Annotated in this window: 19 protein-coding genes and 1 pseudogene; 8 read left to right on the plus strand and 12 right to left on the minus strand. The window is 44.1% G+C overall.

Features of this window, described 5'->3' with window-relative positions; genetic code table 11:
• Nucleotides 1-5 precede the first annotated feature (5 nt).
• Together B7992_RS14765 and B7992_RS16800 are read right to left on the minus strand one after the other, a co-directional pair.
• Nucleotides 6-1,016, minus strand: a complete 1,011-nt coding sequence (locus tag B7992_RS14765; protein WP_088666650.1) for a hypothetical protein — start codon at nucleotides 1,014-1,016, stop codon at nucleotides 6-8.
• Nucleotides 1,017-1,042: 26 nt separating this feature from the next.
• Nucleotides 1,043-1,705: an FISUMP domain-containing protein gene (locus B7992_RS16800; RefSeq protein WP_176421962.1), complete on the minus strand. Its 663-nt coding sequence runs from the start codon at nucleotides 1,703-1,705 to the stop codon at nucleotides 1,043-1,045.
• 46 nt (nucleotides 1,706-1,751) lie between these two features.
• Between B7992_RS16800 and B7992_RS16805 the strand changes: the two genes are divergently transcribed.
• From B7992_RS16805 to B7992_RS14780, 3 genes are all read left to right on the plus strand, one after another.
• Entirely contained in the window at nucleotides 1,752-2,381 is a 630-nt protein-coding gene (locus tag B7992_RS16805; protein WP_176421963.1) for a hypothetical protein, read from the plus strand.
• A gap of 120 nt (nucleotides 2,382-2,501) precedes the next feature.
• Complete coding sequence (locus tag B7992_RS14775) at nucleotides 2,502-2,801, plus strand: hypothetical protein (protein ID WP_088666652.1); 300 nt, start codon at nucleotides 2,502-2,504, stop codon at nucleotides 2,799-2,801.
• A 148-nt stretch (nucleotides 2,802-2,949) separates the two neighbouring features.
• Nucleotides 2,950-3,744 carry a hypothetical protein gene (locus tag B7992_RS14780; protein ID WP_088666653.1) on the plus strand — a complete coding sequence of 265 codons (795 nt, stop codon included), beginning with the start codon at nucleotides 2,950-2,952 and terminating at the stop codon, nucleotides 3,742-3,744.
• On the opposite strand, the gene B7992_RS14785 is transcribed toward B7992_RS14780, so the two are convergent.
• The 4 genes from B7992_RS14785 to B7992_RS14800 all read right to left on the minus strand — a co-directional run bounded on the left by B7992_RS14785 (nucleotide 3,741) and on the right by B7992_RS14800 (nucleotide 7,761).
• Nucleotides 3,741-4,112, minus strand: a complete 372-nt coding sequence (locus B7992_RS14785; protein ID WP_176421964.1) for a Mov34/MPN/PAD-1 family protein — start codon at nucleotides 4,110-4,112, stop codon at nucleotides 3,741-3,743. The two genes, B7992_RS14780 and B7992_RS14785, sit on opposite strands and share 4 nt — an antisense overlap.
• Nucleotides 4,113-4,174: 62 nt before the next feature.
• Nucleotides 4,175-5,716 carry a ThiF family adenylyltransferase gene (locus tag B7992_RS14790; protein WP_088666655.1) on the minus strand — a complete coding sequence of 514 codons (1,542 nt, stop codon included), beginning with the start codon at nucleotides 5,714-5,716 and terminating at the stop codon, nucleotides 4,175-4,177.
• A 1-nt stretch (nucleotide 5,717) separates the two neighbouring features.
• Complete coding sequence (locus B7992_RS14795; RefSeq protein ID WP_088666656.1) at nucleotides 5,718-6,815, minus strand: cyclic GMP-AMP synthase DncV-like nucleotidyltransferase; 1,098 nt, start codon at nucleotides 6,813-6,815, stop codon at nucleotides 5,718-5,720.
• A 4-nt stretch (nucleotides 6,816-6,819) separates the two neighbouring features.
• Complete coding sequence (locus B7992_RS14800) at nucleotides 6,820-7,761, minus strand: CBASS cGAMP-activated phospholipase (RefSeq protein ID WP_176421965.1); 942 nt, start codon at nucleotides 7,759-7,761, stop codon at nucleotides 6,820-6,822.
• A 675-nt stretch (nucleotides 7,762-8,436) separates the two neighbouring features.
• On the opposite strand from B7992_RS14800, the gene B7992_RS14805 reads away from it, so the two are divergent.
• Complete coding sequence (locus B7992_RS14805) at nucleotides 8,437-9,108, plus strand: hypothetical protein (protein WP_088666658.1); 672 nt, start codon at nucleotides 8,437-8,439, stop codon at nucleotides 9,106-9,108.
• Nucleotides 9,101-9,790, plus strand: a complete 690-nt coding sequence (locus tag B7992_RS14810; RefSeq protein WP_088666659.1) for a hypothetical protein — start codon at nucleotides 9,101-9,103, stop codon at nucleotides 9,788-9,790. Before B7992_RS14805 ends, B7992_RS14810 begins: the two co-directional genes overlap by 8 nt.
• A gap of 233 nt (nucleotides 9,791-10,023) precedes the next feature.
• On the opposite strand, the gene B7992_RS14815 is transcribed toward B7992_RS14810, so the two are convergent.
• The 3 genes from B7992_RS14815 to B7992_RS14825 form a co-directional block, all read right to left on the minus strand.
• Entirely contained in the window at nucleotides 10,024-10,665 is a 642-nt protein-coding gene (locus B7992_RS14815) for a DUF4276 family protein (RefSeq protein ID WP_088666660.1), read from the minus strand.
• Nucleotides 10,659-11,876, minus strand: a complete 1,218-nt coding sequence (locus tag B7992_RS14820) for an AAA family ATPase (protein ID WP_088666661.1) — start codon at nucleotides 11,874-11,876, stop codon at nucleotides 10,659-10,661. The genes B7992_RS14815 and B7992_RS14820 overlap by 7 nt, the downstream gene beginning before the upstream one ends.
• A 78-nt stretch (nucleotides 11,877-11,954) precedes the next feature.
• Nucleotides 11,955-12,287, minus strand: coding sequence for a DUF3467 domain-containing protein (locus B7992_RS14825; protein ID WP_088666662.1), 333 nt, complete (start codon nucleotides 12,285-12,287; stop codon nucleotides 11,955-11,957).
• A gap of 94 nt (nucleotides 12,288-12,381) precedes the next feature.
• Between B7992_RS14825 and B7992_RS14830 the strand changes: the two genes are divergently transcribed.
• Genes B7992_RS14830 through B7992_RS14840 form a run of 3 tightly spaced genes read left to right on the plus strand, consistent with a single transcriptional unit; the run spans nucleotide 12,382 to nucleotide 16,174 of the window.
• On the plus strand, nucleotides 12,382-13,890 hold the full coding sequence (locus tag B7992_RS14830) for a hypothetical protein (protein WP_088666663.1): 1,509 nt from the start codon (nucleotides 12,382-12,384) through the stop codon (nucleotides 13,888-13,890).
• 5 nt (nucleotides 13,891-13,895) lie between these two features.
• Complete coding sequence (locus tag B7992_RS14835) at nucleotides 13,896-14,690, plus strand: efflux RND transporter periplasmic adaptor subunit (RefSeq protein ID WP_088666664.1); 795 nt, start codon at nucleotides 13,896-13,898, stop codon at nucleotides 14,688-14,690.
• The gene (locus tag B7992_RS14840) at nucleotides 14,687-16,174 is read left to right on the plus strand and encodes a TolC family protein (protein ID WP_088666665.1); all 1,488 of its coding nucleotides are present in this window, start codon (nucleotides 14,687-14,689) and stop codon (nucleotides 16,172-16,174) included. The genes B7992_RS14835 and B7992_RS14840 overlap by 4 nt, the downstream gene beginning before the upstream one ends.
• A 10-nt stretch (nucleotides 16,175-16,184) precedes the next feature.
• Here the strand turns inward: B7992_RS14840 and B7992_RS14845 are convergent, their stop codons facing one another.
• From B7992_RS14845 to B7992_RS16810, 3 genes and pseudogenes are all read right to left on the minus strand, one after another.
• Nucleotides 16,185-16,778, minus strand: a complete 594-nt coding sequence (locus B7992_RS14845) for a hypothetical protein (RefSeq protein WP_088666666.1) — start codon at nucleotides 16,776-16,778, stop codon at nucleotides 16,185-16,187.
• The gene (locus B7992_RS14850; RefSeq protein WP_088666667.1) at nucleotides 16,775-18,061 is read right to left on the minus strand and encodes an AAA family ATPase; all 1,287 of its coding nucleotides are present in this window, start codon (nucleotides 18,059-18,061) and stop codon (nucleotides 16,775-16,777) included. The genes B7992_RS14845 and B7992_RS14850 overlap by 4 nt, the downstream gene beginning before the upstream one ends.
• A 23-nt stretch (nucleotides 18,062-18,084) precedes the next feature.
• Nucleotides 18,085-18,935 (minus strand): annotated as a pseudogene (locus B7992_RS16810) (hypothetical protein); the annotation flags it as partial.

Genomic DNA, 18,935 nt, shown 5'->3' on the forward strand with positions numbered 1-18,935 from the left:
GAGAATCATCTAGCAAGGCTGCCTAAATGCTTCCACACATGTTGATGATGCCTCACTTTAAACTTCGGATTACTTATAAAGGGAACTTGAGTAAAATCGATTCCCTCAATAATATGCGTCATTGAGAAATCATCGAAACCACTGGCAAGTTTCAACTCCGGTAATTCCACATATATTTCGTCATTATCATCAAGACCGACTTTTATTGAATCCGTCGTATTATTGAATTCAAAGGGGAATCCATTGTTGGCAGCGAGCTGGAATTCCAAATCCAAGTCAACGGACGGGTTATTTTCATCAAACCCCAGATGGACATCCATTGGCGAATTTCCTGAATCAGCAATTTCGAGGACATTCAGATTCATGAAACGAGCCATTCCGCCAACATTGCCAATATGCGCAAACAGGTCGCGGACAGTCACGCTTGCGCCTGGATTCGTGACTGCCGTTCCATTATCCAAAAGATTATACTGAATGTTAACTGTAGCGCCAATAGAAAGCGAGTCATTTGCAGCAACGGCCATGTCTAATGTATCTAAAGACATCTGCGGCAGATTGCCTAAGGCTGCATACGCATAAGAAACATCGACAAGGTCTCCGTCCATAGAAATATCGAGACCAGAGATATCCATGTTGGCAAGGACGGACAACAATGTAGCCTTATCAACACTGACGATTTCGCCATCCTGTCTTACAATGCCAGACAAACCGGCATCAGGATCATTCAACTGCGAGGCAATTTGATTTTGCAGGGTATTAAATTTCTGCACAACATCAGTAGCAATTCCATTAAACAATGCAGAAGCCTCGACTTGGGCTCCATTAAGCCCAAGATTACTCAAATCCGCTGTTTCAAAATTTTGGAGTTGCTCCGTTATTTCAGTCTGGAAATGCTCTGCATTAGTAAAGGTTTCATAGTCGACACTCGCATCCATCATGAACCTCGGTTCAAGAGATTCAATGCGGTAGTTATTCATGAGGTTCTTTTTATCGTTCTTCTTATTTGTTTTAGACATAGGAAACCCTTATTTTTTGTTATTATCTATTGAATTTTCACACAACGCACTGAAAGCCCATTTGTTTTAAGCGATACATTTGATGTAAGACTGGAATTATTTACAACACCATCTTTCCCAACATGGTATCCATCAACAATTTTTTCCTCTGGATAAAACCAATATGCAGAAGAACTGAACGATTGAAACCCACCCCCTCCAATTGGATCAAGACGCATTCCCGTCTGTACTAAACTGAAACCTGTCGTATTATAGCCGTTAAATCCAAAAGATGTTCTCAAGTCATCTCTGCTATTATGTATTACATATTCTGATTTTTTAATAAATTCTAAATCATCATAAGTCATCAGTCGCCATTCTTTCGGGCAAATTCCCTGATGATTCGGCTTAATGGAGTCGGCACAGCTCTTACTATTGCATTCGAACGGAAGGTTCATCATCTCCGCCCACTGGTAAAGTCCACCATAATAATGGCAAATCAAAGTATCGTTATCATAGCAGTAGCGTTCTATTTTAGAATTATCTGATTGATTTTCTGAACCGTCAATCATTTTCCCAATATTCAAGTTTTCTGCAAATACTGTTAAGGAATCTGAATGTTCCTTGTTGTATATAGTCAAATAATGATATTCACGAATATTCTCTGGTTCTCGTGTATCCGTATAAATTCCATACTCAAAGCTAGCCAAATTGAAGGGCTGCCACTCACTATCTGTCCCCCAAGGATTCTGAGTTTTGCTACTACTGGATTTTACGCTGGACGAAGATTGTTTCACAGAAGAGCTACTGCTAGATTTGACACTTGATGAGGAGTTCACAGAGGAACTGGACTTAGCCGAACTGCTGCTGGATTTCACCGAGGAACTACTAGATTCCCGATCGGGGTCGGAAATGACAGAAGAGGATGACACATCGGCTGGGGCACTGCCCTTGACGCTACTGCTAGATCCTTCGCTGTCGCTCACGACACTTGATGAGGAACCTGGAATGACGGAAGAGGAAGAGTCGTCGTTGATACTGGAGGATGATTCATCGTCCTCAACAGCGGAACTCAGTGTGCTGTTTTCACCAGATGCGCTGGTGGAGCCCGAGTCATCGCCGCAGGCGTTAAAGGCGAACAGCGCAAAAGCGACCGCGCTCACCAAACCAATTTTCTTAATCGTATTCATACAGAATCTCCTAATTAAAACTTTTATCTCACCCATAGAACACACCCTGTCCCCAGGTCTCCATAGGCAAACTTTCATAACAAAAGATATTAAAGAAATTCATCTTCTCTTTCTGCCGATTCGTGCAAACGCCAGTCAAAAAGTCCCCGGCAAAAACCAACCTCAACCACCGGTTCAGCAAGCATTTTCTATATGATACACTTCGTATTATAGAATGAAAATGTTTTAATAAAAATTTCAGAGAATCGTTGGATTTTTCCAAAGAATGGATTAGTTTAAGGACAGTAATGTTCTCAACCCCATTATGGAGGATTAAATGATGGAAAACATGAAAGATTATGTATGGATGGTGATTTCAATTGACTCTGATTCCGAAACATCATATGAAGAAAGAAATGAGATTCTCTCAACCCATGGCTTTTCGGAGTATTCTCCCAATAAAGGGGTTCGACTACCAGAATCGACCTACTTAGGGAAAGTTCCTCGTTCTGAAGCAGGATCAAAAGTTGATGAAATTTGGGAAGAACTCGAATCTGCCGAATTAGAGCCTCGTAGAATTCTGGGAGGCATTATTGATGAATGGAAGGTCATTCGAAGCAGAGAAGATATGGACTAACGTTTCTAAGCCCTGCTTGGTAGGGCATAACTTTTACACTTGCAAATTTGTGTCACGATAGCATCGTTAAACCCGCTAGAGAGTCTCTTTTCTAAGAAATATAAAAGTGTATTAAGCTACAAAGGTAAAAAATTTTCAAGGATAAAATATGTTTAATGCAAACTGCTATAATATTATGATTGCGTCACCATCTGATGTAGTAGATGAGCGAAAAATTATAAAAAAGGCTATATACCGATGGAATGAGATAAATTCAAAAACACGAAAAATAGTTCTTTTGGTTTCTGGATGGGATATAAACGCACATCCAGATTCAGGTACTCACCCCCAGACAAGTTTAAATCAGCAAATTCTTAAGGAAGCGGATTTCATAATCGCAGTCTTTTGGAATAAAATTGGAACTCCTACAGAAGAATACCCTAGCGGTTCTGTCGAAGAAATCATGCGACATATGGAGGAAGGGAAAAAAGCGTTTATCTATTTTAGCAATTTACCCATTCGAAGGAATCAGATTGACGAAGAACAAAGCAAGAAATTAGACGCTTTCAAAGAAAAAATACGCAAGCAAGCCTTCTACAAAGAATTTTCAACTTTGGAAGAATTAAAGTCAATAATTAATGACGATATTCAATTGATTTCAAACGAGCTTGAATCATCGTCACAAGCACAAAGTGTCAATCGCCCCATAAATTCGGGCAAATTATCTGATTATGAAACACAATTATTAAAACTTATGAATGAGAAAAAAGACCATTCTCTACAATGGGTTTCTACTTTTGGTGGAAAATACATAAATGGTACCATTGTTCAAGACATGCGTCAAATTGCAGAATATGAAAGAGCATTAAAATCACTTGTACGAAAGAATCTTATCAAGCCAAACAGGGACGGGAATATTTTTTCCTTGACCGCCGATGGTTTTGATGCCTGCGAAAGCCTTTAAATTCTACATTCCAAATATACCTTTTCGCTTCCTATAATCAAGAATACAATCGGTTTTCCAGATTTCTTTTCAACAGCATTCCACCCTTTTTTATCCACATAGGATGGATGGGGAACACTTTCAGGGTGAGAATGCCACTCACCCAAATACCCGATTGTTCCCCCAAAACGATGCCACACAGAGTCTAAGACTTTCAGGTGTCTTTTGTCTCGGCGAACAAATTCTGTTTTTGACCGTTTATCATCTGGGTAGGCAGGAGTCGCAAAAGAAATCGTCAACTCACCCGGTCGAATCACGCCGAACAGCATCCCTCCACTTTCATAATTGGTCAGCACAGATTTCTGTATTTGAACAATTCTCTTCATCATCCAATTCGAGAAAACGACTTTGAACGTTTTGCCTCTTTTTAATGGCAAATACATTATTGGTTCTATTTTCTGCAACAAGCTGGGCACGAATCATCCTTGGGTATAGTAACACACTCCATCGCATTCCAGACATTATTCGCACAAGTTTGGAACCAAAACAAAGATTCTTCTTCCGTTGCTTTTAGAGACCTAAACAAAGCTGTCATCATCAAGTTTGCCGCTGCAATAGAAGCCGTTATAGGGAACGGAATAAAAACGGCATTACAGGTTCCTCTTGTCTGATCTTCTTTACCAAGCACAGGCAAAACTCCATTTTCTTCCACATATTTCTTTTCACAGCGTAAACACGCTTTTTTAGAACTACCGATAACAGATGCACACACAGCCTTACTACGCCCGTATATATATCCACAAATATATAGAGGCATCTTTGGTAATTGCGCAAGGAATCGGTTCAAGTATTCCGAGAACGACTCGTCACCTGTTGTATCTAGTACAATGTCAAAAGGAAAATCCTGTTTCGGCTTAAAGCTTTTTTCAAAGGAATCCTCTATTGCATCTATTCTAAAATTCCTACACAAAACCCTTGAATCACCTTTTACCTGATTTTCCAAAACAGTCTTCATTGCACGAGCCTTATTTACTCCTTGGGATTCTAGACCTAGATAATGTCTGGAAAAATTCTCCTCCTTATACTTATCAGGGTCAACAATTGTCAATGGATTTTTAAATCCGGCACCGGACTTTACCAACATCGGAAGCAAATTACTCCCTAATGTACCACATCCGACAACCAGAATTTTCTTACCCATCAAAGGTGCGTTATTGCCCATAAAAATATTCCTTGAAAATAATTTATTTTCGCTTTCTTTCGCAAAATACCGGCAATTAAAAATTCCGTCGCGAGACGGCGATACAATCAATCCCAAAATAGTTGCATTTTTTCTAAAGGCAACAGCAAAATTCTTGGAGGAATAGCATCCCCATAAAACAGTCTTCCGGTAGCGTTTGAAGGCACGCTTCCCCATAGAAGCCTTGCCGAACGCAAGCAGATCATTCATTGTTCTGAACGGAAACTCTATGGCAGATAAATCAATTGTTCCCGATAAAGGATAGATTGGGCAAGAATAGCTAGGAGAAGTCGCGTTTCCTTCAATCAACTTTAGGGTTGCTTTGCCAATGTCCATTATTCTAGCACAGTAATCGCACTGCCAATAAGAGAGCAATTCCTTCGAAAATTCTTCCCCGTATTTTTCCTTGGGCAAATCGAGAATGCATTCCCTTATTTGGTCAACAACAACTCCAACCATGTCATAGGGTCTACATGCGTCAAAGACCAATTCTCCCTTTTGAAGATAGCATAAACCGCCATCCTTCTCTACATGGGGCACCTTTCTAAAACAAAGTCCATCATATTGCCGAGCCAAGCAAGCCCTGGGAAATTCAGTACAGCACTGATTATCAAACAATAACTTTACAATTACTGTTCCAAAGGTACTCGATTCTATCGGGCCTTCAAATTCGGCAGAAAGGCTCCCACTGCAAGGAATAAAGTTCCATGCAGCGAGAGCATCCTTAAGATTTTCCCAGGGACTGTCTTTCATATCAACCGGCTCTCACAGACGGCAGTGCTCCTCTACGGTTTATCTGTACCGAATCCTTTATCACGGGGAATCTCTTTCCAAGGTGACGTTGCACAGCCTGCGACCGCGACGCATCAGAGGGGTCCATATTGCCAGCAATGGCAGAAGCAAAGCCGACCGCCCGACTCTGTAGCACTTTGAACTTTTCCGTCGGGCACTTGATACCTTCCCTTGGATCAGCCGGATTCTCTACAGAGACCTCATCATCATCGGTCAACGGCATTGACTTGATAAATTTCAAGACCATCAAAAGTTCTGCCGAAATATCATCGGTAAATGATTTTCCTGCATTGGCCTTTTCCGCAAGGCTCATCAGGAATATAGACGAAGGCCCCTTTCCATCTTGGAAATTGAAATCGCGCCATCCTTTTAGAATCCTATAAATAGCGCGGTCATCATCACCCTTATTCATGAAATACAGGTTCAGCATGCGTGGGTCCGATTTTTTCCAAGAATACAGGCCATTGTCTTCGCGATACGCAAGCATTATGGACTCTGTCGGCAAGTCGTCCCAATCCAAATCCCTTTCTTCTTGTTCATCACAAGCGGAATAAGTACTGCCCTGCACGCTTTCATTGGCAGATTGCATATCCCGAATTTTTGGGAAATCCTTATCAGCAGAGTACAAGGGAACGTCAAAATGAATCTCTTGCGAAAGAGTTAGACAATACGATTTTTTCCCCTTCTCAGCGGTCCACCCATTTACTTTAGCCAAAGGTTTAAGTATAGAATCGACCATATCAAAGAAATCATTCGCAGCTTCTCTAGGTTCCGACTTATCTTCATGATACGACAACGGAAGATAGCATCCATAATCGAAATCAACCTGCTGTGCAGGCGGAACGCAGGGCATATTCTGCGTTTTATATCCGGCGGACCCTTGTCTCATAAAACGTGGCACAACTCGGTTTCCTTCTTGTGCCGTCCGTTCTCCAATCCCATCAGTTAACGCTCGCTTTATCTTCAATCGGGCGTTTTCCAATGTTTCCTTGACCTCCTGCGAGACTTCTATCTCCTTGAGGTACCCTCGGAAGCAATCATTCAAACTTTTGCATTCCATAACTCTATTCTCCTTCCGCCATATATTTCTGCAATGCAGTGCGCGCATTTTGGTAGGCGGAACGCGCTTGTTGTGATAGTATTTGTTGAGCCTTTGGGTTCGCCTTATCTAGTGCAATGAACTTCACCTGCTCCTTTGGTGGGGTTACATCTATTTTCATATAACGGTCCGGCCCAAGTTTAAATTTCAGGATATTCTCCGTTGCGGCCTCTTGTGCGGAAATAGACAAATCAAACAATTTGCCTCGCCAACGAGTCAGAAATCCAGAATTAACCGTTTTACATACATCCGTGATGCCGGAACTCATAGTTCCTATATGCAGCAACTTGTAGGGTAGCTTCCCCATATTCAAGAATTGTTCAGCCTCTATGCACGCATACAATCCCGGATGGTTCGCAACTAAGCCCCCATCAACCATATAGCTTCCATCAAGTCCATCCATCTTATGTATTGGGAAATATGTGGGTGCAGCACTTGTAGCCAAGGCTACATCAACTAGACTGTATTTCTTATCCATAACCAGATTTGCATGGTGAGGCGTCTTGAAAACCTGCGGCATACCCGTAGAAAGATTAACAGCCGGTATCAACACCTTATGCTTCAAGTCCTCAATAGTCCGATCCTCTAAGAGTTGCTCCAAAGCAGCCCTCAACTGCTTGTCAGAAAATTTCTGCCTTATAAGGCCCAACGGCCACCTTATCTTTGGAAAAATTTTAGGTCCCCAATCCTTATAGAAGTTGACCATTTTTTCTGTAGGGATTTCTGCGGCAAGGCTTAATGCGTTAATTCCCCCAATAGAAGTCCCTGCAATTAAGGCGAAAAGACGAGCCAAAGGCATGCCAAGTTCGGCTTCCATATAGGAAAGGATGTTGGCTTGAAAGAACCCTCGAAATCCACCTCCCGAAAGAGATAGAAGCTTTGGCGTGGACGGTTTTTGATCGGACATAAGACCCCTCTCGTTGTTAAACGCTATTTCCATAGCAAATACCGCGCCAAGCGTAAAAACGGCCTTTTGGGGCCATTCGGGCGACCGAGGATGTTTCAAAATGCTTCAGAACTTCTTACGAGTCTTTAGGCAGTAGCATTTCTAAACGGTTTCTGCAAGTCGGCGTATTTTTACTATTATTTCCGCCCAAACCATACCCTAACCGACAGTCCATGACCGCACAGAACCAGGAAAAGCCGCAGTTCGACCAGGGCGCCATCATCAAGGCGCTGCCGAACGCGGGGCGCACCCCTTCGACGACGAGGAGTCCGCCCAGATCCACCTGGTAGCAACGCTCACTAGCGCAAGGATAGACGAACTCTACCGCAAGAGCGGCTGGTTCGGCAAGAGGTTCGCTCGTGCCACGCGGGAGGGGTTAGCCAAGCTGCTGGGCCACGAACACACCTGGGCAAAACTGCAGGGCATTCTGCTTACGGCATTCGTGCTTTTGTCTCTGAACATATTTTTGAAGAAAGATATAAAAAAATAAAAAACGCGTTAACTTTTAAAAGTTCCAAAATGTAATTATTTTCATGACAGAATTAACCTTTATTTCATATAACATCACCGAATCAGATTATTTGTTTAAAATAATTCTTGATTATCTAACTCAGCAGTCTAATACAATTCTTTTTTTTGCAAGAAGTTAAGCCTGATTTTGAAATTGACAAAAAACATAAAATAGTGATGATTCCTGGGCAAAAGAAGTCTTGTGATCTTCGAATATATGCTTCTCAAAATCTGAAACAATTTTGCATAAAATGTGATTCTTATGAACGATATCAAGTTTTAAAGACGAAAAATGGACAATTTGTTAATGTTCATATGCCCTCTTCTTGGAGAACTGAAGATAAAGCGCGAATGAAATATTATGAAATAGCAAAAAATATTCGTACAAAAAATGACTTTGATTTGATTGGAGGGGACATCAATTCAAATCCATTTGAATTGGTGACTGTTTCTTCAATAGCATGGTTTGCCAAAAAAAGTATTGACGATTTTACGCAAAAGAAAGATGAAGGACTTTTAAATCCTTTTTGGCGAGTCTGGAATACGGACATGGATGGTGATGCAAAAGGATCTTTTCCTGGATGTAATGATGATTTTTCTAGACGACAAATCTTAGACCAATTTTTTGTTTCACCTTTAAAATTTAAAAATGTTACAGATTGTGGTGTGTTAGACCATTTATTTGGAGAAAGTTTTGATACTATTAACAAAAAAAAAGAAGTTACTTCTACCAAAGGTAGAGGCAAACTTCATTGGCCAGTTTATATTAAATATAAGGTAGGGGAATATTATGTCTAAAAATTTACTTCAAACAAAGATTAATGAAAATAGGCTCACTTTAACAGAAACAGAAGAACTAGTGAAAAATAGCATTGAGCGCTTAGCAAAAGAAGCCAATGACATTCGTTCGCAACAACAATGGAAAAACGTTTTGTTTGGTTGTAAATATATTCCGTTGTTTAAAAAATGGTTGTTTCTTGTTCGTTCCCCATATTATAAGGAAACAGAGACGACTATTTTTGCGTTAGCCATAGAAAATGAGATAATAGTTCTTGATTGTTCTTTTTGGTTAGACGAAAAAAGATATACTATTTCAGAATCTTTTTACAATGATCTCATAGATGCTTTTCTTGCAATAATAGACACCTCTGATTTTTCTAACATGATTTTAGTTTTTAATGATTTAGCAAATAAGAATACATATGATTTGACCATTTTTTGGGGGGATTATTTACAATATACTCCAGAAAATCTTTATATTAAGGTTGGAAGTTCTTATTTCAAAACATTGATAGATGATTCAACGGGAAAATGCAAAGAAAAATCTTTTTCAATCAAATGTGACAAAATAAATATCGTCCAGCAGCCATTCGCATTAAACGATTATAAAGGGAAACTTGGGGAAATAAATGGTTATCGTGTTATTTGTGCAGATGTAAGCGAGAACAACTTAACTTTAGATTTTATCTATCAGTCATGAATTCAATACATAGAAAAATTCTACATTTATGTCAGAGCACCGTATGTTCGTGACTCGCTGCAATACACCGCTACCAAAATTTAGATATTCCAATTGCATTCGCAAATTTCCGCCGACGAAACGTTAAAGCGGTTTCCCAAACAAAACACCAAATACATCTTTCTGCATCAGCCGTTATTTTACGGCATGATTGTAAAAAAGAGTTTCCCTAGTCCATGGACTAGGGAAATGTCTTAAAAGGTGGTAGAAAATCTCGTCAACTCAGCATCTTTGGCTTTCAAAGTTCCAACATCAATACAATCAAGTATGGCTGGAGCGTTCTTCAGTTTTTCATACTTGACTTTCTTCTTATTTCTACTAAAGAAATGTTTGACCATTAGCGCTAATTTTTCGCTAGGTTTCTTTATGGATTCAATATCTTTATCCCGCACAAGCGAATGTTGCGACAACGGGGAAACATCTTTTCGCTCGTAGCCTTCTTTTTCCGCCCAAAGTTCCAAGGAATGTAGGTCCTTCAAAATCCAGGCTTCCATTTCTTGAACCATGAAATAAATATTGTTGCGTCGATCATCAGGAATCGTTATATGGTCATTCAAGCTCAATTTTTCAAACCACTTTGGGATATCCCGTGCAACGCAATCGGAATCAAGATACATAACTAGGGTGTCATCGGATTTTTTCAAGAATTCTTTGCACACATTCTTGTAACCGGCTTTCATTTCAACAACTATCTGAACCCCATCCCTTTTCCCTATTGTTTCTGAAAAGATTCGATTAAGAGATTGCCGTAAAGCGGCGCTATTATCCATAGTAGCCGCATCTACGCCGCCCGAATCAACGGTTCCACCTTCCGCAAATACTGTTACCGTTACCAACGTTTGCCTCCAATTTGACCACGTAGCCACATTTGACCGGGAAGCATAGGTCCGTCATTTTCAGGGAAATCATCTTCCGTTGTCTTACGGATTGTTACAGCATTACTTTCGTTCTTTTCGAAAATAATGATATCATCCAGCTCAAATTGATTCAACAGCAAAGGCGAGTGTGTAGCGACAATCAATTGAGATTCTTTTGCTGCAAACTTAAGCATATCGCCAACAGACTTTATCATATCAGGGTGTAAGCCGCGTTCCGGTTCATCAAGGGCTACAATTTTTCCTCGATTTTTATTGAAAAAAATCGACAGAAGTAATAAATATTGAATCGTACCCTCGGAAAGAAAATTAATTCCTATAGGATGACTAATGTTCTTTTCTTTCAAAGACAAATAAAGTTGCGAAGCATAAGGTTCAAAATAAAGTTCCTTGTAGTTTGGGTTAACATTATGCAAACTATCTTCCAGCTTCTTGTACATTTCATCATCCCTACGAATCTGAACCAACAAATAAGGAAGATTCGTCCCATCGTGAGTCAATCTTTTATCTGGATTATAGAATGGAGGAATTTTCAATTTGCCGGTATCAAAATAGTTGTAAGTAGACATTTGGGAGATAATCTGTCTAAACATAAAAATCGGTAAGTACCGTTTTTTATCCCAAGCCTGACTTGCGATCAACTCTTTATCTTTTAAATCGCTACTATAATTTTCTAACTGGATACTGGCATTACGATTCTGTGGTTTTCCATCTCGCACAGAAATAAGCCCTTTGCCGTCCTTATTTATCAAATACGAGAAAGGTTTTTGCGATTGTCTTTTGGGAATACTTTCAAGAGTTTCTTCAACAGAATAGTCTTGGATTCCTTTTGTGTGAATAACGATTTCGTATTTCAAATCGGTTTCAAATCGGGAATTCTGAATTCTTCTCTTTACCATTTCAGCAGAGAAAACAAACTGCAATTTAAAGAAGTCCTTTCGATTTCCACCATTATTCGCATTGACGATATTGTCAAAGCCTCCCCAGGTAACATTGATAAGCTTTTTCAAACCATCACCAACAATCGCCTCGCTCAACAAATGTAGAGCGTTTATAAATGCAGTTTTTCCACTACCGTTGATACCCAACAGGAAATTGACTCCAGGATTCAATTCGATCGTTGTTCGTTCCTGGAATGCAAAGAAATTTTCCAAAGTGACACTTTTTAGCATATAAAAATTCCTTAATGAAATTTACTGTCTATTTCAAAGATGTACGGACCTTTGGATGCAGTTAGTCCAAGTTCCCACCTACTTCGCTGGTTTCTGGTCTGCCGCGGGAGCTGTCGGGGCCGGGCTTGCAGCCGGGGCAGTCAAGCCGAGGTCGATCTTGCCGTACTTGTTTTCGTAGGCGCGCACGGTAGCACTGAGCATGATAGCGAGGCGCTTTGCGGTGTAGGGGTTCATCACGATGCGGTCAGAGATTGCGACATCGACCTTTTCCTGGTTCATCTGCCAGGCTTGATTTACACCGAGGATCATCATCACTTCTTCTCGACCGGCAACCACGTTCGTTGCGTTCACGTAAGTGGTGCGCATGTCCTTGTCATTCCATTCTACTGTGGGCTGCTTATTTTCGGCCATATCAAGTTCCTTTGTTTTTTTAGTTTAATTCCTTATAGATATTTAGCAAAATATAACCTATTTACTAAATTTTTTTGTCTAAACAAGGGGATTTATGAACCTGTCAAAGACCAACTCCGTTTTTTCATTGCTGATTGCCGCCATGGCTTTTGTCACGGGCTGTTCCGTTTCCGATTCCGAAGGCGACGACTACTCCAAGTGGACCTTTTCCGGTAGCGTGGTAAATGGCTCCACAGGGATCGGCCTCGACGGGGCTACAATCGAATACGTTGATGATTCCGGTAAACAAAAGACCTCGACTACCGACAAGTCTGGCGCGTTTTTTATAGACGGTCTGCCATACGGCCAGCGCACATTCACTTTCAGCCATTATGACGTTGACGATGGAGACACGCTGTTCTATGCGCCGAAGGTTGTAACGGTTTCTTCTACGGGCGAATCCAGCTATATGGAGGGTGTGGTCGCAAGCAGTTCCCGTGTAATCAGGCTTTCGCCGCTTAACGCAGGCGTTTCTGGCGAACTGTTTATCCAGGAAGAGGCGACTGGCGTAAAGTCCCCGGCAGCAAAGGTGCAGCTCAGAATCGTCCATCAGGACACAAGCTTCATCAACATCGCTCCAGAGACGTTCCTTGCGACGACAGACTCCCTAGGGGCCTTCTCGTTCAAGGGGCTTCCTGCAGATTCTGGCCTTACGCTTACGGCAGAATCCTTCGTTTACAAGGGCAAGACCTACCGCTTTGCAAACAAGGTCCTGCCAAGACTTCGTTCAGACGCTGTTTACGACCTTGGCAGAACGTTCCTCGCCCGTGACACCCTCATGGAAAGTGCTCCAGTCATCATCGCATCCAACGTGATGGATAAAAACCGTATGGGTTACAGCAATGTTTCGCCGCTTACTACGCCCTACTATGTTTTCAGCGAAGCCTTGAGCAAGGAAAATCTCTCAGTTAGTGTCGCAAGCGATTCCACCGTAATGCTCACCCCGGAAGTCAAGGGCGATACGCTCTACCTTCGTCACGCGGTTCCCTTCGAGGCAGAAAAGGGATATTCCGTAAGCATCGTGGGTTATACAAAGTCGGGCGAAAGGCTTACCGAAAATCTGTCCGGCGATGCGGCATTTACGACCGGTCGCGGAATGTACGTGGTCACCAGCAACGCCTGGGCATCCAACAGCAGTTACCGCGCCACGTTCTCCGTAAACGATACACTGTGGATTAAATTCTCCGACACTCTCGCAACAGACAGGAGCGGAGTGCAATGGAGCAAGACTCCAAAGACAAAGAAGACTGTCTATGCAGGGAATGAATCGCCGAATGCGGACGCATGGACAAAGGTGGATACGCTGTTCGTCAAGATGTTCGAAACCTTCGACGACTCCCTTGTTGCAGGCGATACCATTGGCATGAACCTTACGGTACACGCAAGGAACGGTCTCTACATGCAGGGGCTGACCATTCTCACCGAACTGACCAAGGCTCCGGAGTCCAGTTCTTCAGAAGAATCCAGCTCTTCAGAAGCATCTAGTTCCTCTGTAACATCCAGTTCCTCTGCGGAAGCAAGTTCTTCCAGCGTCGCCAGTTCTTCTAGCAAGGCTGAGGAATAGCCTGTATGGTCAGGAAATTCGTATTGATCCTTGGGCTTGCCATGGAAGCATTTGCCCAGGGTACTTTCGATGGCGTTACAGAACCCATAAACCAGGCTCGCATCGGCTTCACCGTATCGGGCAAGATTGAACGTATCTGGGTGAAGGAAGGTTCCTTTGTGCACAAAGGCGATACGCTGATAAGCCTGGAGAACAACGAGGAGCAGCTGCGGGTTCGCATTACGGCGATGGCAGAGAAGGACTCCTCGGCTCTGCATTCGGCCAAGGCAAAGCTGGAGACTTACAAGAAGGACCTTGATGCAACCAAGAGTCTCTTTGAGAACAGCAACTCCGTGAGCGCTGAACAGGTCTGGGAAAAGCAGATGAACTACGATGTAGCCTCTGCCGAATACTCCGCCGCAGCAAACGATAAGGAACGTGCGAAACTGGAACATGACCTGGCCAAGGTAGAGCTGTCTAAAAGGTTCCTTATAGCCCCATTTGACGGCGAGGTGGCAACGATCTCCAAGAACAACGGCGAAAGCGTCGAGGCGCTGGAGCCAATCCTGGAAATAGCGGATGTACGCACTTGCCGCATGGTCGCCTACATAATCGCTGACAAGGCCGGCAAGCTGAAAGTCGGACAGAAGGTGAGTCTTACCCTGGACGGTCGCAAGCAGAACAGAAGTAAGAAAGGTAAAATCGAGTTCGTTTCGCCCGTGGTTGACAAGGCCAGCATGCTTCGCACCATAAAGATCGTCTTTGACAATGCTGACAAGGCAATCGAACCAGGTGTCACGGGGAAAGTCATCCTGAAATGAAGTTCCGCGCGATATACACCGTCATTTTGCTCGCCACGGCATTCGCTTTTGCCGAGGGTGACTCGCTGTTCCTTGATTTTGAGACGGCGTTGCAGACGGTGCTTGCAAACAATGCCGACGTAAACGAAGCCAAGTTTGCCTGGCTGTCGGAATCGGAGGCTGCAACCAGCGCCCTGGGCAAGTTCGAGCCAAGGCTTGTCGGTCGAGCCTTCAAGGAAACCGCAGAAAGACCAGGTGCACTATTCACGGAAACAAAGGAAGAATACAAGCTTGGTGTGCAGGGGGCGCTCCCTACAGGCACCGAGTACAATGTGGGCTTTAACCAGGCCGCATATACACACAGCGACTACACGTCGGAACTTTACTTTGGCGGGGAATTGCGCCAGCACTTGCTCAAGGACGGCCCTTTGTTTTTGTCACCGATGAACGAACTGGAACAAGGAAGGCTGCGGAAGGAAATTGCATACCAGAAGTTCCGTGATGCGCTGAATGAAATTCTTGAAAAATTCTGTGATGCCTACTGGAACTATTACTATGCGGACCGTTTTTTGGCTTCGGCCACGGAATCTGCGAAGGTCGCTCACGACATTCTGGAAGATGCCGAAAAAAGACTGCAGCTGGGATTGCTTTCAGCCATGGACTACAGCAAGGCAGAAGCAGAATACTCCGACAGGGAGTCCGCAAGACTCGACGCCCTTGACAAGTTGCGAAGTGCAAGGCTCGCGTTGTTGCTTGTTCTTTCTTCCGGAGAATACATGCACGATACACGCCCTATCGCGATGGCGCCCGGGATGGAGCCTGAACCGGCCACAGAACAGGATTCCGTGACATTCCTTGATTCCATGTCGCTCATGCACCCGGCATACCTTTCACAGGGAGCGGAACTCATGCTCCGAGAATCGGAACTTTCTGCACGAAAGGCAGACTGGCTTCCGACCGTTGACCTTGTGGGCAATTATGGCATAAGAAGCAGGAACAAGAACGCACGGGAAGCCGTGAGGAACTTCAAGACCGAGGAAAAGCGACAGACAGTACTTGCGGGCGGAATTGAAATCAACGTTCCCCTGTTTGGTGGAGTAGCCGAGCGCCATAGAATTTCGGCACAGAAATACAGCGTAAGGGCGGCACGTTCAAGGCTCACCCTGTTGCAGGCTCAGATATTCGAGGAATACCGCATTTTGCAGAACAGGGCAAAGGAAATCCGCGAACAGTGGCGTTACGGCCAGATCGCCGTGGAATACCACAAGAAGGAACTGGAAGAAGAATTCAAGAAGCTCGCCCTGGGCAAGAGCAACTATCGCGAAATTTTCGAGATGGAAGAAGACCTTCGCGAAGCGGAACGCAGGCAGCTCGAAAACATGAGGGCATTGCGGATCATCGACGTAAGGCTGCAACGGGCCACAGGGAAGCTGCTGCTCCAGAACGGGCTGGAAACCTGGACTGGCGGGAAACTCGTTTTAAGAGAAGACTTGACCGCGGAATAGGAATAGCAGTCTAAAGGCCCTGGCGTACAACTTCCTGATAGATGAACGGTGCGTCTTCCTTCAAGTCTGCAATAGAAACTATACCACGGGCATATTTTTCAAAGCGCCTTTTACGCATTTCCCTACAGTCGCTTCCGTCAAGCTTCAAGGCATCGATCGTGTCTTGACACTTTTTTCTGTAGGCAACGTCGAAAGCCGGGTTCGGGTAAATCGAACCATCTCCAAAATTGATGAAGAACGAATCCGGTTTCATGTTCGGGTCGCAAGGGTCCAGCGGGGGAATCGAGGTTCGTTTTTTACGGTTTTCGCCAAGGCAGCAAAGGCGGTAGTTGTTCCATTCATAGGCCAATTTTGCGCCGTTTACGGGGTCGGACTTGGGAACGAAATGGTCCACCGATTCTCCACCAGTCGTGGGTTCTATGTAGATGGCGAGATAGGCACAAAAATGTCCATACAGACTGGCAAGATCTTTCAGGCAGTATTTCCAGAAATTTTTGTACATGCTGGGCTTTACCCCTGGATTCGATAGAAGCCAGGCATTGCCCGGTTTACGCACAATCGTATCAAAATCGGCAGGTTCAATCTGCAACTTCACAGGAATCATTCTATAAAGCCCTTCTTCTTGCAGATTCTCCGAATAACGAACAGGTCATCATCCAAGGGAGAAAGACGTGCCGACAGTTTAACGTAAAGTTCACGGACGTATTCTGGAGAACAACCGGAATCTTCGCGCAAAGCATTGTTCATTTCTTTCAACAGGGCTTCTGATTCTGGTGATCTGGAGGATTCCAAGTCAAACGCCTCGCTGGTAAGCCAAGAGTCCGAAGCGCCCTTTTTAACAAATGGACGTTCTGAAAATTCAATGACTCCGCCTTCAATCGAGTCCAAATCGAACCACTTGTCGCGGGAAGAATCAAAAACATCCTCAAGGGCAGTCATGACCAGTGGAGAATGCGTCGATGCGATAACCTGCACTTCGGCTCCAGAACCATACATATTCTCAATGGCTCCAAGAATGGAGTTGAGAACCTTCTTTTGCCAGCGTGGATGCAGGTGGGCCTCCACCTCGTCCATAAGGAATGTCACCTGCGAAGTAGTCGTTACGCCTCTAAGTTCACTGGCCTTGCGATGCTCGCTGTAAGCCCATGCAAGGCAATAGGCTAAAGCAAGAATGCGACGGATACCGGCAGAAGCATGAAGTACAGGAACATCGCCATACGGCATTGAAACCGTAGGAATGTCACGAACATCATCAACAGAAAGTCGCGTTGGTGCAGATAGTCTCAGTTTGAAATCAGGCGGAGACATGCTCTCAAGCAATTTTTCGAGAATTTCAAGTTCCATCCCTTTCTGATTCTGCCACTTGAGAATATCTGCAAGCAGCCCATTGCAGATGGACTTGTCACCATCTTTTTGTCCGTACCAGATTTCACGGGAGGAAAAGACAAATGCAGGTCTGCGTTCTTGGATATCTGCAGAGGCTCCCTTTTTCCAGTAGTTCCTGGCGGGATCCCACACACAAAAGCTTCCATCAGCCAAGGCGTAAATGACAAGCCCCGCGTTGTAAGGCCTGCCAACCTGCCCTATCCACCCCTGTTCCTCACGGTCAAAACTAGCCGTGTATTTCACGACATTCCCCGATTCGGTTGTCAAAGCAAAGCGAATTGAGGATTCAAAGGTGGGATTTTGCGGTCTGCCGATAAGTCCAGAAAACAGATTCTGGTTTATTTCTGCAGGCCATTTGCGAGTCATGGCATACCAGACCGTGTCCAGGAAGAAAGTCTTGCCAAGGCCGTTATCCCCGGTCAAAACATTCAAGCGCTTGGAGAAGCCGACGGATAGTCTTGCAATTGGTCCGACATTTTCTGTATCAAGAGAATTCAGCATTTATACTCCAAAATTAACAAAAACTAACCCATAGTAACAATGATCCAACCGTCCGTATCAGCTACAACACGGATTACCGAAAATTCTTGGTCACTGGGTTTATCCGGTATTGCGAAACTATATTGGTTATTTTCCGGTTGAATGATGTCTCCAGGAGTTCCGTCTTCGGCAAGATAGCGGAGCTGCGGCAATGTGGAACCAGTTGGCGAAACAATGGCGTAAGGACGCCACCATTGATTCGGGAAAACCCCTCGGCATTCAATTTGAAGAATATCTCCTGCATGAATCTCGGTAGGCTCATAGAATCGAACATGAGTTATCGAATCACCGGATGCGGGATCATCCTCCGTTCCAGAATCGGTTGTTGAGTCACCCGTTCCCGAATCTGTTGTTGAGCCACCTGTCCCCGATTCAGTTGTTGACGAAGTTTCCTGTTGCAGGGTCCAGTCCTTGCCTGTCGCATCGGTGAACGTGTCCGTACCGCCGTTTGTCGATGCTTCGAGGGTCACGCCCGGAACACCGCCATTCTCGAACTTGGACTGAATCTGGCTAGCCTGGGTATTGTCATTACCAAGGAACACCTCGCCGTTGGAAGTATTGACGGAGTGCTGCTCCAGCATGATTTCCACGCTGGGAGCGAACACGCCGATCGGATTGTTGTGCTCAAGGATTATCGACGCATTGTCGCCAATCGCAACATCGTCCCCGTCGCCCATGGTAATCGTATCGCCGAAGTCACCGCCCACAATCACGTCGCGGTCCCTGCCGGTCAGGATCGTGTCTCCCATTTCGACAGGCTTCCCGTCGCCATCAAGCGGGATTTCCACGGCGTTGCCGTCGATATGGATGCTCTGCGCCTCGACGGCTCGGTTGG

Source organism: Fibrobacter sp. UWH1, assembly GCF_002210365.1.
Taxonomy (GTDB): domain Bacteria; phylum Fibrobacterota; class Fibrobacteria; order Fibrobacterales; family Fibrobacteraceae; genus Fibrobacter.

Excerpts from the sequence above, each read along its gene's own strand:
- B7992_RS14765 (WP_088666650.1), bottom strand. The coding sequence starts at position 1,016 with ATGTCTAAAACAAATAAGAAGAACGATAAAAAGAACCTCATGAATAAC.
- B7992_RS14775 (WP_088666652.1), top strand. The coding sequence starts at position 2,502 with ATGATGGAAAACATGAAAGATTATGTATGGATGGTGATTTCAATTGAC.
- B7992_RS14780 (WP_088666653.1), top strand. The coding sequence starts at position 2,950 with ATGTTTAATGCAAACTGCTATAATATTATGATTGCGTCACCATCTGAT.
- B7992_RS14785 (WP_176421964.1), bottom strand. The coding sequence starts at position 4,112 with ATGATGAAGAGAATTGTTCAAATACAGAAATCTGTGCTGACCAATTAT.
- B7992_RS14790 (WP_088666655.1), bottom strand. The coding sequence starts at position 5,716 with ATGAAAGACAGTCCCTGGGAAAATCTTAAGGATGCTCTCGCTGCATGG.
- B7992_RS14795 (WP_088666656.1), bottom strand. The coding sequence starts at position 6,815 with ATGGAATGCAAAAGTTTGAATGATTGCTTCCGAGGGTACCTCAAGGAG.
- B7992_RS14800 (WP_176421965.1), bottom strand. The coding sequence starts at position 7,761 with ATGTCCGATCAAAAACCGTCCACGCCAAAGCTTCTATCTCTTTCGGGA.
- B7992_RS14810 (WP_088666659.1), top strand. The coding sequence starts at position 9,101 with ATGTCTAAAAATTTACTTCAAACAAAGATTAATGAAAATAGGCTCACT.
- B7992_RS14820 (WP_088666661.1), bottom strand. The coding sequence starts at position 11,876 with ATGCTAAAAAGTGTCACTTTGGAAAATTTCTTTGCATTCCAGGAACGA.
- B7992_RS14825 (WP_088666662.1), bottom strand. The coding sequence starts at position 12,287 with ATGGCCGAAAATAAGCAGCCCACAGTAGAATGGAATGACAAGGACATG.
- B7992_RS14830 (WP_088666663.1), top strand. The coding sequence starts at position 12,382 with ATGAACCTGTCAAAGACCAACTCCGTTTTTTCATTGCTGATTGCCGCC.
- B7992_RS14835 (WP_088666664.1), top strand. The coding sequence starts at position 13,896 with ATGGTCAGGAAATTCGTATTGATCCTTGGGCTTGCCATGGAAGCATTT.
- B7992_RS14840 (WP_088666665.1), top strand. The coding sequence starts at position 14,687 with ATGAAGTTCCGCGCGATATACACCGTCATTTTGCTCGCCACGGCATTC.
- B7992_RS14845 (WP_088666666.1), bottom strand. The coding sequence starts at position 16,778 with ATGATTCCTGTGAAGTTGCAGATTGAACCTGCCGATTTTGATACGATT.
- B7992_RS14850 (WP_088666667.1), bottom strand. The coding sequence starts at position 18,061 with ATGCTGAATTCTCTTGATACAGAAAATGTCGGACCAATTGCAAGACTA.